Annotated in this window: 13 protein-coding genes; 9 read left to right on the forward strand and 4 right to left on the reverse strand. The window is 35.1% G+C overall.

Annotation, left to right across the window (positions count from 1 at the left end):
• Window positions 1-221 precede the first annotated feature (221 nt).
• Complete coding sequence (locus tag ACY651_RS05440; protein ID WP_462250507.1) at window positions 222-974, forward strand: LytR/AlgR family response regulator transcription factor; 753 nt, start codon at window positions 222-224, stop codon at window positions 972-974.
• 1 nt (window position 975) lies between these two features.
• Here the strand turns inward: ACY651_RS05440 and ACY651_RS05445 are convergent, their stop codons facing one another.
• Both ACY651_RS05445 and ACY651_RS05450 read right to left on the reverse strand, forming a co-directional pair.
• A complete protein-coding gene (locus ACY651_RS05445; RefSeq protein WP_462250509.1) occupies window positions 976-3,048 on the reverse strand; it encodes a tetratricopeptide repeat-containing sensor histidine kinase in 2,073 nt (690 codons plus the stop codon).
• Window positions 3,049-3,258: 210 nt separating this feature from the next.
• Window positions 3,259-3,825 (reverse strand): thymidine kinase, encoded by a 567-nt coding sequence (locus ACY651_RS05450; protein ID WP_462222817.1) that lies wholly within the window; start codon window positions 3,823-3,825, stop codon window positions 3,259-3,261.
• A gap of 97 nt (window positions 3,826-3,922) precedes the next feature.
• On the opposite strand from ACY651_RS05450, the gene ACY651_RS05455 reads away from it, so the two are divergent.
• Window positions 3,923-4,630, forward strand: a complete 708-nt coding sequence (locus ACY651_RS05455; protein WP_462250511.1) for a hypothetical protein — start codon at window positions 3,923-3,925, stop codon at window positions 4,628-4,630.
• On the opposite strand, the gene ACY651_RS05460 is transcribed toward ACY651_RS05455, so the two are convergent.
• Entirely contained in the window at window positions 4,603-5,874 is a 1,272-nt protein-coding gene (locus tag ACY651_RS05460) for a 3-deoxy-D-manno-octulosonic acid transferase (protein WP_462250513.1), read from the reverse strand. The two genes, ACY651_RS05455 and ACY651_RS05460, sit on opposite strands and share 28 nt — an antisense overlap.
• A gap of 207 nt (window positions 5,875-6,081) precedes the next feature.
• Between ACY651_RS05460 and ACY651_RS05465 the strand changes: the two genes are divergently transcribed.
• The 7 genes from ACY651_RS05465 (at window position 6,082) to rfbD (ending at window position 13,563) form a co-directional block, all read left to right on the forward strand.
• Complete coding sequence (locus tag ACY651_RS05465; RefSeq protein WP_462250515.1) at window positions 6,082-7,212, forward strand: DegT/DnrJ/EryC1/StrS family aminotransferase; 1,131 nt, start codon at window positions 6,082-6,084, stop codon at window positions 7,210-7,212.
• 24 nt (window positions 7,213-7,236) lie between these two features.
• Window positions 7,237-8,568: a UDP-glucose dehydrogenase family protein gene (locus ACY651_RS05470; RefSeq protein ID WP_462250517.1), complete on the forward strand. Its 1,332-nt coding sequence runs from the start codon at window positions 7,237-7,239 to the stop codon at window positions 8,566-8,568.
• 39 nt (window positions 8,569-8,607) lie between these two features.
• Entirely contained in the window at window positions 8,608-9,645 is a 1,038-nt protein-coding gene (locus tag ACY651_RS05475; RefSeq protein ID WP_462250519.1) for a UDP-glucuronic acid decarboxylase family protein, read from the forward strand.
• Between the two features lie 36 nt (window positions 9,646-9,681).
• Window positions 9,682-10,971 (forward strand): nucleotide sugar dehydrogenase, encoded by a 1,290-nt coding sequence (locus ACY651_RS05480; RefSeq protein WP_462250521.1) that lies wholly within the window; start codon window positions 9,682-9,684, stop codon window positions 10,969-10,971.
• Between the two features lie 27 nt (window positions 10,972-10,998).
• Complete coding sequence (locus ACY651_RS05485) at window positions 10,999-11,985, forward strand: SDR family oxidoreductase (RefSeq protein WP_462250523.1); 987 nt, start codon at window positions 10,999-11,001, stop codon at window positions 11,983-11,985.
• Between the two features lie 121 nt (window positions 11,986-12,106).
• Window positions 12,107-12,661 (forward strand): dTDP-4-dehydrorhamnose 3,5-epimerase, encoded by a 555-nt coding sequence (rfbC, locus tag ACY651_RS05490; protein WP_462250525.1) that lies wholly within the window; start codon window positions 12,107-12,109, stop codon window positions 12,659-12,661.
• A gap of 8 nt (window positions 12,662-12,669) precedes the next feature.
• A complete protein-coding gene (gene rfbD, locus ACY651_RS05495; RefSeq protein WP_462250527.1) occupies window positions 12,670-13,563 on the forward strand; it encodes a dTDP-4-dehydrorhamnose reductase in 894 nt (297 codons plus the stop codon).
• Window positions 13,564-14,247: 684 nt separating this feature from the next.
• On the opposite strand, the gene ACY651_RS05500 is transcribed toward rfbD, so the two are convergent.
• The gene (locus tag ACY651_RS05500) at window positions 14,248-15,930 is read right to left on the reverse strand and encodes a hypothetical protein (RefSeq protein WP_462250529.1); all 1,683 of its coding nucleotides are present in this window, start codon (window positions 15,928-15,930) and stop codon (window positions 14,248-14,250) included.
• Window positions 15,931-16,046: the final 116 nt, after the last annotated feature.

The raw sequence follows: 16,046 nt of genomic DNA on the forward strand, positions 1-16,046 counted from the left end.
TTATTTACAGATAGTTTTAATTGTTACGATATGGATTTTTACTGAACAAATTTTTTCGATTCCATTTTTATTAACTAATGTGGTAAAGATGCCAATCTTAGTGAGCGTAATATTCGTTAGTTGATGAACTGGTTTTAAAAGTTGAGCAACAGCCCGATTTGGTGGAAAAGAATGAATGTTGCAATTACACTTTAGTTAAATCACTTAATTTTGAACTGACTATGCAAAAAACCTATAAGTGCCTTATTGCCGATGATAATATAATAGACCGGGATGCAGTGGAAATGTATGTGGGCAAAATTGACAACCTGCAAATTGTTGCCGTATGTAATGATGGATTAGAAGCCGCAACAGTAATAAAGAGCACAGCAATTGATATTGTTTTTAGTGATATTGATATGCCTGATTTATCCGGGTTAGAATTGATACAAACCCTGCAGAACGCTCCTGTTTTTATTTTCATAAGTTCTTATGCCGAGCATGCAGCAGAAAGTTACAATCTTGATGTAATAGATTTTATTGTAAAACCAGTTAGCCTTGCCAGGTTAATGAAAGCCACCAATAAAGCCATTGAATATATTGAACTTAAAAAAAGTGCTGTAAATAGCAGTATCGAAAACACAGTTGCACCGGTAAATACCAGCAATCATTTTTTTATAAGAGAAGATAACGGCTACACCAAAATAAATACCGGCGACTTAGTTTTTATAGAAAGCATGGGTAACTTTAGCCGGTTGCAAATGCTGCAGCAAAAAAAACATATTACATTGATAAGCCTTAAAAATATGGAGGAGCAATTACCTGCCGAACAATTTATGAGGGTGCATAAACAATTTATTATAAACCTTAAACACATTACCGCACTTACTTCCGAAGGTGAAATAAAATTAAGCGGTGGAGAAATTATTCCTGTTGGTGCTGCATACAAAGCAACCTTATTAGATGTGATAAATAAAAAAGTTTTTTCAAGATAAATTATTTATTTACCGGCAACCAAACTTTAAAAGTGGTGCCTTTATCTTTTGTATAAGCAGTTATTTTACCACCCATTTGCAAGGTAAATGTTTTGCACAATAATAAACCAAGCCCTGTGCCTTTTTCGTTAGCTGTACCTCTTTTACTTTCTGTTTGGTGTTGAGTGTTGATGTTGAACGCTGCAAGTTGATCGGGCTGCATTCCTGTACCTGCATCTTGTACCAATATATTCCAACCGGTTTCATACTGTTCGGCAATAACAGTTACAGTACTTTCTTTAAAAGAATATTTTATAGCATTGCTTATAAGATTACGCAAAATGGCAGCCGTCATATTTATATCAGCATGTATAAATGTGTTTGCAGGAATATTATTTTCTATAGTTACTTCTTTTTGCTGCCAGTGATGCTGCAATGTGTTAGTTACTTCGGTTACCATTGCCCATACATCAAAATTTTCTTTTACAGGTTTAAAGCCCTGCATTTGCGATGCTGCCCAGTTAAGCAAATTATTCATTAGCGAAGAAGTGTAGCTAAGATTTTGCTTTAGATCTTTTGCATATAAATTTAATTTTTCCGGTGCAATATTTCCTTCCTCTAAAATATTAATAAAAGATATGAGTGAATTTAACGGTGCCCTCATATCATGACTTACTACACTAAAAATTTTATCTTTTACAGTTCCCAGTTTTTCCAGTTCGGCTTTTTGTTGGTTTATAACAGTATTTAATTTTATTGTTTTACGGCGGTCATAATAAATTAAGCCCCCTATTATTAATGCCAGTGCAATAGCAACAGCTAAAAATATTTTTACTTTTTTATCTAAACTAATTTGTAATTGTTGCTGCTTTAATTTTCCATCGCTTACCTGCTGTACTAATTTGTAATCGTTTTCTTTTATGGCAAAATCAATTTGCAACTGTTTACGGGTTATTTCCTTTTCTTTTTCGGCATTTATAATTTCTTCTTTTACTTTGATAAAATCTTTGTAAAAAATAATAGCACTTTCAAACTTTCCGGTTTTTTCATACACATTGCTTATTTTTTCCAATGCCTGCTGTTGTATTAGCAGCAACTTATTTTCTTTACCAATTTGTAAACTCTTGTTTAAATAAAATAAGCTGCTGTCGTAATTCTTTTTATCGGCATAAAAATTACCCATCGAAAAAAGAATATCAGCAATACTATTTTTATCTTCGGAAGTTTGATTGTAGCGTATTAATGCCTTTTGATAATAGGCTAAAGCAAGTTTTCCATTATCCATTTTTTCATAGGCTTTTCCTATATCGTTATGCAGTGGCGCAATTTGTGTAGAGGCGGCATCGCCGACAGTTTCTGCCACTTGCAATGCTTTAAATAAAAGTATAAGACTTTGCTGGTATTTTTCTGCCGGCTTAACACCAAGTGTAATTAATTCTGCATCGGTAGCTTTGCTGTAACTGCTCGCAATGCCCTGGTATGCGGAACTTACACCATAGTTAATTCCTTCATCTGCTTTTATAAAAACAGCAAGTGCTTTTTGTATATAAGCAACAGCCTGCACGGGTTTTTGTAAATCATTGTAAATTGAACCTATGTTCATATAACAACTGCTTACCTGATCCTTATCTCCCATTTGGTTATAAAGGTTAACGGCACTATCACTGGCTTCCAGCGCTTTTGTATAATCGGGTATGGCTTGATATAATGCACTAAGGTTTAAATAAAAACCAGCAGCACTATTTTTATCCTTTCTTTTATTTGCTACTTCAATACCCTTGTTATAACTGTCAATTGCCTGCAGGTACATCGATTTGCCATGGTAGCAAAGCCCGAGGCGAAAATAGGTTCGGGTTAAAGAATATGATTGGGGTAATTTTTGTGCAATTTCAATTGCTTTGCCAGAAAATTCTTTCAGCTTTGGCAAATTGTTAAGCCTGCTGTATTCTTTAAAAATATCATTGAGATAAATAACTTTTATGGAATCATCTTTTTTATAATTGGCATTGAGGGTGAGGAGAGTGTCAATTTTTGTTTGCTGCGCTACACTGCAAAAACTAAAAAAAATAAAAATGGCGGATACTAGAAGTTTCATTTGTAAGTACACAAACTTAATGCATTTGCAACAAATAATTTTTATGAGTGTGAATTTTGAAAGTGGATCATCTTCTATTTAAAAAACTTAATATGGTCTATAATAAAACATAATTAAAGATGACCAATGGTATGCCTTTGAACCGAGCGTGGCAATCCCGTACGTACGGGAATGCCATAAAAATCAAATGGCCGTAACAAAAAAATACATTTATTTTTCCTGTGCACAATGCCTGCAACGGGGTTCGTAAATATCCATTTCGCCCAATAAAACCTGTGGGCCTTCGGCAGATTTACGGTAGCTGATATTGGCAATATTGCCGCACTTTACGCAGATGGCGTGGAGCTTGGTGATATAATCGGCTTTGGCCAAAAGGCCGGGCATTTGTCCAAAGGGTTTGCCGGTGTAATCCATATCGAGGCCGGCAACAATTACACGAATGCCTTTTAATGCCAGCAATTCGCAAACATTGCCAATTTCAGCATCAAAAAACTGTGCTTCGTCAATGCCCACCACATCTACATCCTGCGCCAGCAATAAAATGGTTTGAGAACTTTCTACCGGTGTGGAAAGTATGGTGTTGGTATCGTGACTTACAATTTTTTCAGCGTCGTAACGTACATCCATGGCGGGTTTAAAAATCTCTACTTTTAAATTGGCAATTTTTACCCGCTTTAATCTTCTTATCAATTCCTCTGTTTTACCACTGAACATGCTGCCGCAAATCACTTCAATCCAGCCCCTTCTTTCGCCACCAAAATTTGGTTCTATAAACATTTATATATTTTTTTAAAATTGTGTTTGTAACTTAGGCCACTAAATTTTTAGCCGTTTTACTAACAGGGCATCAAAAGTATAATTATAAATGCAAAGAGTGGACACACTCATAAAAAAATTACAGGAACAGTTCGCAGCCAATGCAACTGCTGGCCAATTATTGTTAACCGTTCAAATGCTGCAGGCAGAGCTTACACATGCTCAGGCTAATGATGCACCGGAAAATAATGGTGGCATCAGTGTAGATATTCCTCAAACAATTGCAACTGCTGCAAAGAAAGAGGAAGAAAAAACAGTAGAAGTTTTGCAGGTGGATGAAGCTGCAATAGAGGCCGAACTGGAAGAAATAAAACGCAATGCGGAGGCGATACAAAAAATTAGTGTGCATAATAAGCCATCAATAGTTTTTGAAGAAGAAGAACAGGACATTCCTACACTGGCACATTATTTACCGCCAAAACCTGTTTTGCAAAAAGAGATAAATGAAATTGCCGGCGCCAATAATGCTTCTTTAAACGATAAATTAAAACAGTCTAAAATTGATTTAGGCGATTCGTTAACCGAAGTGCCGATAAGAGATTTAAAAAAAGCGATTGGTATTAACGACCGTTTTTTGTACATAAACGAATTGTTCCGCGGCGATGAGAATATGTACGAACGCAGTATAAAAACGATCAACAGTTTTTCTATTTTGCCCGAGGCAGAATACTGGATACAAAGAGAATTAAAAACTAAAATTGGCTGGAGCGATGGCAACGAGACGGTAAAACAATTTATTCAATTGGTGAGGAGACGGTTTACATAAATGTATCCCATCACTTTATTTGCTGCACCAGCTTTTGCATACACATATTCTTTTGCGGCTTTACCACTTTGATTATAAGCAATTTCATCAGTAAGCCAGTTATCCATCACTTCTTTTAATTCGTTTACGTCGCTGATGCTTTCTGCAGCAGCGCAATCAATTAAATCAACGGCTTCAAAATATTTTTCGTAATTCTCCCCAATAATGATGGGCTTACCCCAAACTGCGGCTTCTAAAATATTATGGATACCGTCATTGGTAAATCCGCCACCAATATAATTAATGTGGCCATAATTGTACAGGCGGCTGAGCATGCCAACTGAGTCAATTATTAAAGTATTGTAATTGTTAATTGAATTTATTAAAGAAGGATTATTCTGAACATCGGTATAGCAAACGGATTTTTTAAACATTTTTTTTACCATGTCAAGATGTGCTTTATCCAGTTCATGCGGTACAATAATTATTTTTTGTTCATGGTTGGTTTCGTCGCCATAAGCTGCTAAAATAATTTCATCATCTTCCCATGTACTGCCGGCAACAATTAGTTTTTGATTTTGGCAAAATGCTTTTATAATATTATCATCTAATTGATGTTTAGCAATTTCAATAACCCTGTCAAATCGGGTATCACCGCTTATAGTAACGTTTTGATTAATACCAATGGTTTGCAGTAATTGTTTGGATGCTTCGTTCTGCACAAAAAGATGATCGAAATTTTGCAGCATCTTTTTCCATATGCCTCCATACCATTTAAAAAACGGCTGGCTTTTTCTAAACACACCTGACACTAACAGCACCGGAATATTACGCCGTTTTAATTCCTGCAAATAATAAAACCAGTATTCGTATTTTACCCACAACACTAATGATGGATTGATGGCATTAATGAATTTTTTTGCTGAAAAAAAATTATCCATGGGCAAATAAAAAATATAATCGGCGCCTTTATAATCCTTCATTACTTCGTATCCGCTGGGAGAAAAAAAAGTGAGTACAATTTTTTGTGCAGGATTTTTATTTTTTAATGCTTCCAGTAAAGGCCTGCCCTGTTCAAATTCACCCAGGCTGGCGCAATGCATCCAAACCAGTTTAGAGTTTTGGGTGGGGAGTTTAGAATTAATGGTGGCGAAAATATTTCTTCTCCCCTCTACCCATTTTTTGGCTTTAGGGTTCCATAAAGCAGCAATGCGGATACCTGCCGAATACAAAAAAAGAAAAAGATTATAAAAGATTTGACTCAAAAGTTATTTTGTAACAAATCTATACAAAAAAGATTATTACGATAGCAATTTTAAAATTCAATTATCTGCTGTTTGAACAGTTACAGCACATTGTTTTCTAAACCTGCCTGTCGGCAGACTAGGTTTCAAATTACCAACTCCTAATTCCCTTTTCCCTTTGCCAACTGCTTACCGAATACTATCTTTGCCCACGTTAAAAAAAGCAATATGAGGCCCTTACAGATGGTAGATACTAAAACACAGTATCAAAAAATAAAAACGGCCGTAGATGCTGCTGTTATAAATGTTTTAGAAAGCTCAGTTTTTATTGGCGGAAAAGTGGTAAGTGATTTTGCTGATAATCTTGCCAAATACCATGGCAGCAAACACTGCATTCCCTGCGCAAATGGCACCGATGCATTACAAATTGCCATGATGGCGTTAGGCTTGCAACCCGGCGATGAGGTTATTACCCCTTCCTTTACCTACATTGCCACTGTAGAAGTTGCCGCATTACTAAACATAAAACCAATTTTTGTTGAGGTAGATGCTAAAACATTTTGTATTGACCCTGCTGCCATTGAAAAAGCCATTACTTCAAAAACAAAAGCAATTGTTCCCGTGCACTTGTACGGTCATGCCGCCAATATGGAAGCGATAATGAAAATTGCCGATGCCCATAATTTATTTGTAATTGAGGATAATGCCCAGGGAATTGGTAATGATTATATTTTTAGTGACGGCACTATAAAAAAAACCGGCAGCATTGGTCATATCGGGTGTACTTCTTTTTATCCCAGCAAAAACCTTGGTGCTTATGGTGATGGTGGTGCAATGTTTACGGACAATGATGAGCTGGCTGTAAAATTGAAAATGATAGCCTCACACGGACAAAGCAAACGCTACTATCATGATGTGGTGGGTTGCAACTCCCGGTTAGATACCCTGCAGGCAGCAATATTAGATATTAAGCTGAAACATTTAGATGAATACATTGATGCCAGAAGAAAAGCAGCAGATTTTTACGACAATGCTTTTGTAAATAATAAAAAGATAACAGTACCGTTTAGAGATGCAAATAATAAACATGTATTTCATCAATACACTTTATTGGTAGAAGACGTTGACAGAGATGCATTGCACCAATACCTTGCTGATAACGGTGTACCCTCAATGATTTATTACCCGGTACCTGCACACCGCCAAAAAATGTTTGATGCATTTGGTGGCAGTAATTTTATTTTACCCACAACAGACTGGCTTACTGAAAGAGTAATAAGCCTGCCCATACATACCGAGCTGGATGAAGAACAGCAAAGTTTTATAGTAAGTAAAGTATTAGAGTTTGTAAACAAATAATTTAAAAATCTCCCAAAATAAAATATGAAGATAGCAGTTGTAGGTACAGGATATGTTGGTTTAGTTACAGGCACATGCTTTGCAGAAACAGGTAACCATGTAATTTGTGTTGATATAGATAAATCCAAAGTTGATAAATTATCGGCCGGACAAATAACTATTTATGAGCCCGGATTAGAAAAATTATTTTTACGCAATCAAAAAGAAGGCCGTTTGCATTTTACTACATCGCTAAAAGATGCTGTTAAAGATGCACAAATAATTTTTTTAGCATTACCCACCCCGCCAGGTGAAAATGGAAGTGCCGATTTAAAATATATTTTAGGTGTAGCTGATGATTTAGGAAAAATAATTACTGACTACAAAGTTATTATTGATAAAAGCACTGTACCGGTTGGCACTGCGGCTAAAGTACATGCAGCAATTGCCAAAAACACTACTGTTGAATTTGATATAGTTAGTAACCCTGAATTTTTAAGAGAAGGTGTAGCGGTGGATGATTTTATGAAACCTGACCGTGTGGTTATTGGTACAGAAAGTGAAAAAGCAAAAAAAATATTGCTTGATTTGTATGCTCCATTTGTACGCCAGGGCAACCCCATAATTTTTATGGATGAAAAAAGTGCAGAGCTTACTAAATATGCAGCTAACTCTTTTTTGGCAACTAAAATAACTTTTATGAATGAGATTGCTCAACTGTGTGAGCGGTTGGGTGCAGATGTTGATATGGTACGTAAAGGTATTGGCAGCGATGAAAGAATTGGCAAACGTTTTTTATTTCCCGGTATTGGTTATGGTGGCAGTTGTTTCCCCAAAGATGTGCAGGCGTTGGTACAATCGGCAAATGAAATTGATTACGATTTTAAAATATTGAATGCGGTAATGGATGTAAACGAAAAACAAAAACTGCATTTACTGCCAAAAATAAAAGCTTACTTTAATAATGATCTAAAAGGAAAAAAAATTGCCTTATGGGGTTTGGCATTTAAACCCAACACCGATGACATAAGAGAAGCGCCGGCCCTGTACATTATTGAAGAACTTTTAAAAGAAGGTGCCGAAGTAAATGCATATGACCCTGAAGCTATGGGTAATGTGAAAGCAATTTTAGGTAATACCATAACTTTTTCTGAAAGGCAATACGAGGCACTTGCAGATGCAGATGTTTTAGTTATTGCAACAGAATGGAGTGAATTCAGGACCCCTGATTTTGAAAAAATAATTTCGTTTTTAAAAAATAAAGTAATTTTTGACGGAAGAAATTTATTTGATTTGAAATTTATGGAAGAAATGGGATTTCATTACGTAAGTGTGGGAAGAAGAACAGTATTACCCCAAACCCCTAAAGGGGCTTAACACCCTAAATTTAGTAAAGATTTTATAAAAAGATAGTTTATGAGTAACGAAGAAGAAATACAAACTTCAGAGTCAGGTTCCCTCTTTAGGGGGGGGAGGGGGCAGCGTATTTTAATTACTGGCGCCGCAGGTTTTTTAGGAAGCCATCTTTGCGACAGATTTATTAAAGAAGGGTGCCATGTTATTGGTATGGATAATTTAATTACCGGCGACCTTAAAAATATTGAACATCTTTTTAAATTAAAAGAGTTTGAATTTTATCATCATGATGTTTCCAAATTTATTCATGTAACCGGCAAGCTGGATTATATTTTACATTTTGCATCACCTGCAAGCCCGATAGATTATTTGAAAATCCCTATTCAAACTTTAAAAGTTGGTTCTTTAGGTACACATAATTGTTTAGGATTGGCATTAGCAAAAAATGCAAGAATTTTAGTAGCCAGTACCAGCGAAGTTTATGGTGATCCGTTAGTACATCCACAAACAGAAGAATATTGGGGCAATGTAAATCCCGTTGGACCACGTGGTGTGTACGACGAAGCTAAGCGTTTTCAGGAAGCGATAACCATGGCCTACCATACTTTTCATAATGTAGAAACAAGGATCATAAGAATATTTAACACCTATGGCCCACGCATGAGGTTAAATGATGGCAGGGCATTACCTGCATTTATTGGCCAGGCTTTACGTGGCGAAGATTTAACTGTATTTGGCGATGGCAGTCAGACAAGAAGTTTTTGTTACGTAGATGATTTGGTTGAAGGCATTTATAAATTACTGATGAGTGAATATGCACAACCGGTAAACATTGGCAACCCGGATGAAATTTCTTTAAAAGATTTTGCAGAAGAAATTATTAAACTCACGGGCACAAAGCAAAAAATTGTTTATAAAGAATTACCTACCGACGACCCTAAACAAAGACAACCAGACATTACAAAAGCAAGGGAATTATTAGGCTGGCAACCTAAAGTTGCAAGGGCAGAAGGATTAAAGATTACATACGATTATTTTAAAAATTTACCAACAGAAGAATTATATAAATTGCCCAAACAATTTGAGCGCAAAAATTAATCATGCATTATTTTCATTCTTAATTACTCATTATAAATGTATCAATCGTTATTAAATAAAGAAAAAAAATTAGCCGTAATAGGTTTAGGCTATGTAGGCTTGCCCATTGCGCTGGAGTTTGCAAAAAAGATAAAAGTAATTGGCTTTGATATTAATGCAAAGCGTGTGGAAATGATGCGGAATAAAATTGACCCCAGCCAGGAATTGGAGAGCAGTGCATTTGATGGCTGCGATATTGAATTTACAAATGATCTGGATGTACTAAGACAAGCTAATTTTTTTATAGTTGCGGTACCTACTCCGGTTGATGAACATAACGTTCCTGATTTAATACCGGTGCAAAGAGCCAGCGAAACCATTGGCAAAGTAATAAAAAAAGGGGATTATGTAATTTTTGAAAGTACAGTTTACCCCGGTTGTACCGAGGAAGATTGTTTACCCATATTTGAAAAATTAAGTGGCTTAAAAAATATTACTGATTTTAAATTAGGTTATTCGCCGGAAAGAATTAATCCGGGAGATAAAGAACATACTTTATCAAGTATTGTAAAAGTAGTGAGTGGTTGCGATGCCGAAAGTTTGGATACAATTGCAAAAGTATATGAGCTGGTAGTTGCAGCAGGTGTGCACAAAGCATCATCCATAAAAGTGGCTGAGGCTGCAAAAATTATCGAGAATACCCAACGTGATTTAAATATTGCATTGATGAATGAGCTCAGCATCATCTTCGACAGAATGAATATTAACACGTTTGAAGTTTTAGAAGCGGCAGGCACAAAATGGAATTTTTTAAAATTTCAACCCGGGCTTGTAGGAGGACATTGCATAGGTGTTGATCCGTATTATCTTACCCACAAATCAAAAGAATTGGGTTACGAGAGCCAGGTAATATTAGCTGGCCGTGTAATTAATGATGGCATGGCAGGATATGTGGCTAAAAAAATACTGCAGCATATTATTCAAAACAACAGCAATATAAAAGCTGCTAAAGTTTTAATAATGGGGGCCACTTTTAAAGAAAATGTAAGCGATATCAGAAACAGTAAAGTAGCGGATGTAGTAAAAGAATTAAAATCATTTTCGCTTAATGTAGATGTTGCCGACCCACATGCAGAAAGTAAAGAACTTAAACATGAATATGGTTTTGAATTAACACCTCAACTTAGTAATGATTACGATGCGGTGATTGTAACTGTTCCGCATAACGATTATAAAAAATTAGATGATGCGTATTTTAGTTCTATCACAAAGCCCCATGCAATGATTGCAGATTTAAAAGGCATTTACAGGGGAAAGATAAGCAGCAGAAAGTATTGGAGCCTGTAAACAGGAATGAATAATTAATAATTTATAATGGATAATTTTCATACACAAGATTTAAGTGCCTCAACATTTTTAGTAACGGGTGGCGCAGGTTTTATTGGTGGCCACATTGCAGAATATTTATTAAAGCATGGTGCAAAAAAAGTAAGGGTGCTGGATAACTTAGTAAATGGGTTTGAAAGTAATTTAACCGTTTTAAAAGAATACCCTGCTTTTGAATTTATTAATGGAGACATCCGCAATACAGAAATTTGTTTGCAGGCATGCGATGGCATTGATTATATCAGCCACCAGGCTGCATTGGGCAGTGTGCCACGCAGTATGAAAGAACCCGTTTATTTTAGCGAAGTAAATATTACCGGCACCGTAAATATTATGAAGGCAGCTGTTGATAAAGGCGTAAAACAAATGGTTTACGCTTCTTCATCAAGTGTGTATGGCGATGAGCAAACTTTACCCAAGCAGGAAGACAAAATTGGCAATGCCTTATCGCCTTATGCCGTTACAAAAAGAACCAACGAATTATATGCAAAAGTTTTTGGCCAGGCATACGGTTTAAACATAATGGGTTTCAGGTATTTTAATATTTTTGGGCCAAGGCAGGATCCTGATGGGGCATACGCTGCCGTTATACCTTTGTTTGTAAAAGGAATTATTAACCGTACACCGGTTTATATAAATGGCGATGGCGAACAAACAAGAGATTTTACTTTTGTTGATAATGCAGTGCAGATAAATATTAAAGGAATGCTTACAGATAATAACGAAGCATTTAACAAAGCCTACAATGTTGCCATTGGGGAAAGATTTACTGTAAATCAATTGTATAAAATATGCCAGGAACAACTGGATAGTGATTTTGCTGCAACGTACCGGGAACCAAGAGCCGGTGATATAAGAGATTCTTTAGCCGATATTTCCTTAGCGCAAAAATTATTGAACTACCAGCCCACTAAAAAATTTGAAGATGGATTGATTGAAACTATTCAGTATTTTAAAAAATTGTACAGCAAGTAAAAATGGATAATTTTATAATTGATAATGTATAATTTTTTATTTTCAAATAACATCAGGCTATTTCACCATATATAAGACGCAAAAATTATCCATTATAAATTATTCATTATAAATTACACAAATGCCTTTTGTTAAAACAGATTTCCCCGGCCTGATGGTTTTTGAACCCAAAGTGTTTGAAGACAGCCGTGGCTATTTTTTTGAAAGTTATAATGAAAATACTTTTTCTACCGAAGGCGTAGCAATAAAATTTGTACAGGATAACCAGGCCCAATCCTCTTATGGTGTAATACGTGGTTTGCATTACCAGTTAAATCCACATGCGCAAATAAAATTAATAAGGGTTTTAAGCGGTGCTATTGTAGATGTGGCAGTTGATATTCGCAAAGGCTCTCCTACTTATGGTAAAGTATTTGAATTGGAACTTTCTGCTGCCAATAAAAAACAATTACTGATACCGCAGGGTTTTGCACATGGGTATTCTGTAATTAGCTCAACTGCCGAAGTGTTTTATAAGTGCGATGAGTTTTATCATAAAGAAACTGAAGGCGGCATAATGTATAATGATGCCGCATTAAATATCAACTGGCAAATACCTGCTGACAAAGCAATTATTTCCGAAAAAGATTTGAAGCATCCGGTGTTGCATAATTGTATTAATAATTTTACTTTCTAAAATTTTAAATGGCAGCCGATAAAACAATATTAGTTACAGGTGCTAATGGCCAGCTTGGAAAAGAGTTTCGGGCATTGGCCTTACAATATCCGCAATACAATTTTTTATTTGCAGGTAAAGAAGAGTTACCAGTAAATGATAGCGAAGTAGTAAAAAAATATTTTACCAATCACCAAATAAATTTTTGCATAAACTGTGCGGCTTACACGGCAGTAGATAAAGCAGAAACTGAAAAAGAAAAAGCCTTTGCAATAAATGCGGATGCGGTTGCCAACCTGGCTTTTGTTTGTAAAACATTTAATGTGCAGCTCATACATATTTCCACCGATTATGTTTTTGACGGCACTGCCCAACAGCCCTATACCGAAACCGATGCTACTAACCCGATAAGTATTTACGGCCAGTCAAAATTAAAAGGCGAAGAGCTGGCTTTACAAAATAATCCATCAGTAATTATTATAAGAACATCCTGGGTATATTCTTCTTATGGAAATAATTTTGTAAAAACCATGTTGCGGTTAATGAAGGAAAGAGAAAGTATTAATGTGGTAAATGATCAGTTGGGTTGCCCTACTTATGCAGCCGATTTAGCTCATGCAATAATGGTAATCATTCAAAAAAATCCTGTTGCTGTTATTCCCCATTCGCCTATTACTCCCCATAATACTATTTTTAATTATTGCAACCAGGGCATAATAAGCTGGTACCAGTTTGCTTTAGCCATAAAAGAATTAGCCGGCAGTAACTGCATAGTCAACCCAATTCCCACATCTCAATATCCCACACCTGCAAAGCGGCCACAATATTCCGTTATAGACAATGGTTTAATAAAAAATACTTTTGGTATTGGTATTCCTGAGTGGAAGGACAGTTTGGAAAAAGGTTTAGCATTGATGAAATAATTCGCCTGGTTTTTTGCCAGCCTTGGTTTGTGTCTCACGAACCATTCGCTTCGGTACTTTGTCAGAAAATATAAAAGCAATGCAAGTTTATAACCCAATTTCAAATAATTACAGTGTGTTTATTTGATTGCTAAATAGCATTACAATCTAACAGAAGCGAAGATTGCGGCGAATGTTTCGTGAGACACGAAACAAGGCGGAGATTATTAACCAACTAACCGGCAAGTGATAAAAAGAAGGTTATCGAATAAAAAACTGGCATTCTATATTGCTTTAGTTTATGTAGTTCTTGCAACAGTTTACAGTTACTGGTCAACGAATAATCTTGTAAGCGATGGCATATTATATTATGTATTCTACCCGGCTGTATTATTTCCATCGTTAATTTTATTTACGGAAAGAATACCCGGCCTTATGATTTTACTATGCCAGTCAATTATGTTACTAATTATTTGGCCATTGTTTTGGTTATTAGTTAGTTTATTCCGGGGCAGTAATAAGGAGAAGAAAATGTAAAATAATTCCAACTGCAACAGTACCCTAATTAAAAGATATCAAAACAACAGGGTTTCACGGTTACAAAGTTTAGATTGAAAATGAATAGTGTAAAAAAACCAATGACACAGCAAACTAAAAATAGGGCAAGAAAATCATCGATAAAATTTTAATATTTCCGGATATAATTTATAATCGTGAAGTTATAAGAAAAAATCGTCCACCTTCAAATTTATATGAGATCCCACCGATTACTATAGTTTCTCCATTATGCAATTTAGACAATGTGAATAAATCTTCTTCAATTGTATGAATACTGCCTCCGGTTTTATAGGCAAGTTCAAGATAATCAGAATGAATCCAAGTTTTTTGTGCACCACAAAGAATAACTCTAACGGGTAATTTAACTTCATTTATAAGAGAGATATCTTTAATGCCACTCAAATTATCTGCAACCAAAAGTAATTCTGAATTTGGTTCTTTCAATTTTGTTGCCGTCAATAATGCTTCAATATCATTCTCCGGAGTGTCCCCGCCATTTCCATTGTTCATTGCTCTGTGCATTGTTTTAATTACAGAATCAGGTGCTCCTTTCAAACTGGTATATACTCCTCCAGTCTTACCAATAACTTTCAAATAGTCCTGCTTATTATCCCCGTCATTAAAAAAAACATAATCAGATCTCGATTTATTCATCATTTCCAGTAAATGCCATAGTGCTACTTCCTTCATATAGGGATACATACTTCCGGTAACATCAGTTACAATTATCTTAGAAGCCCATTTATTTCTGTTTAAAACCGCACAAACCACATTATTTTTTTTCTTAAAATAATTCAAATCTTTTTCTATTTCTACAGCGTCAATGGAAGCCTGAGCAGATAAATCATTTTGAAGATCAAGATAATTTAATTCGAAAGGTTTATCATATATTTTATATAAAGAATCCCGTTTAGCAATCCTCTTTGCCTCTTCCTTTTTTTGCTTTTCAAATTCTAGCGGACTGGGGTAATTTAATAATAGATTATTGGCAAGAATTATGCTATTTTCCTTTTCGATATTAATATTAAAGACATTTGGAAAATATTTTAAGGATACAGTATAATAATCGTTTGCTGGCAATATTGCCAAACTGCTACCGTTTGTGGAAGTCCTTATTTTATAGTTAGTACCATGCTTCTTACCTTCTATTGTAATTACTTCACCTTTTACGGGTTTATTATAAAGATTTTTATAAACTATATTGAGAACAGATTGAGAACTATCTATTGCAATTAATTCTGCATGCTTTTCGTCACTGAAGTATAATACGTAACTAAATGCGCTATTATAAGTGCCATCAAATTTTATAAAATTGTTTTTAATTTCAACTCCAGCTGCCTGAACAAGATAATTTCTCCCCTTTGAAATAAGAAAATGTACTGTATCATTTTTTATTCTCAAAATTTGTCTTGAGTCATTTTTTGCATCAACTAAAATATCTTTCAGAATTTCATTGTTAAAAATTTTGATAACGACTGTTGAAATGGATTTTTGCTGAAGATTGTATTTGAAATTAAAAATTAATGGTACTCCGTCCGAATCTGGAATAGTATATTCATAGGAATCGTCTGAATCGGTAATCGAAATAACGTAATTTCCCCCAATTTGTACATTACAGCTTATTTTTCCTTTATTATCAGTTTTAAAACTTCTCGTCTTATTGTCAGCGGTATTTCTAAGGTGAACAGTTGTAACAATTTTCTCACTTTCGAATGTTACAATATTAAGCTGAAGAACAATTTGGTCATTTGACAAAGAATCTGATTGAGAAATAGCTGAAGAATAAAACAAAATAAAAAAAATGCTAAATAATGTTTTTATTATTTTCATGTGTGTTTTTTAAGGAAGATTTTATTAGGATTGGTGGTGTAACGAAAAATATTTTGTAATCGTATAAACCCCAAACTCTCACTTGATTTATTAACAATTATTTTAGTTTTTAGTGT

This window comes from Ferruginibacter sp. (assembly GCF_031391665.1).
Taxonomy (GTDB): domain Bacteria; phylum Bacteroidota; class Bacteroidia; order Chitinophagales; family Chitinophagaceae; genus Ferruginibacter.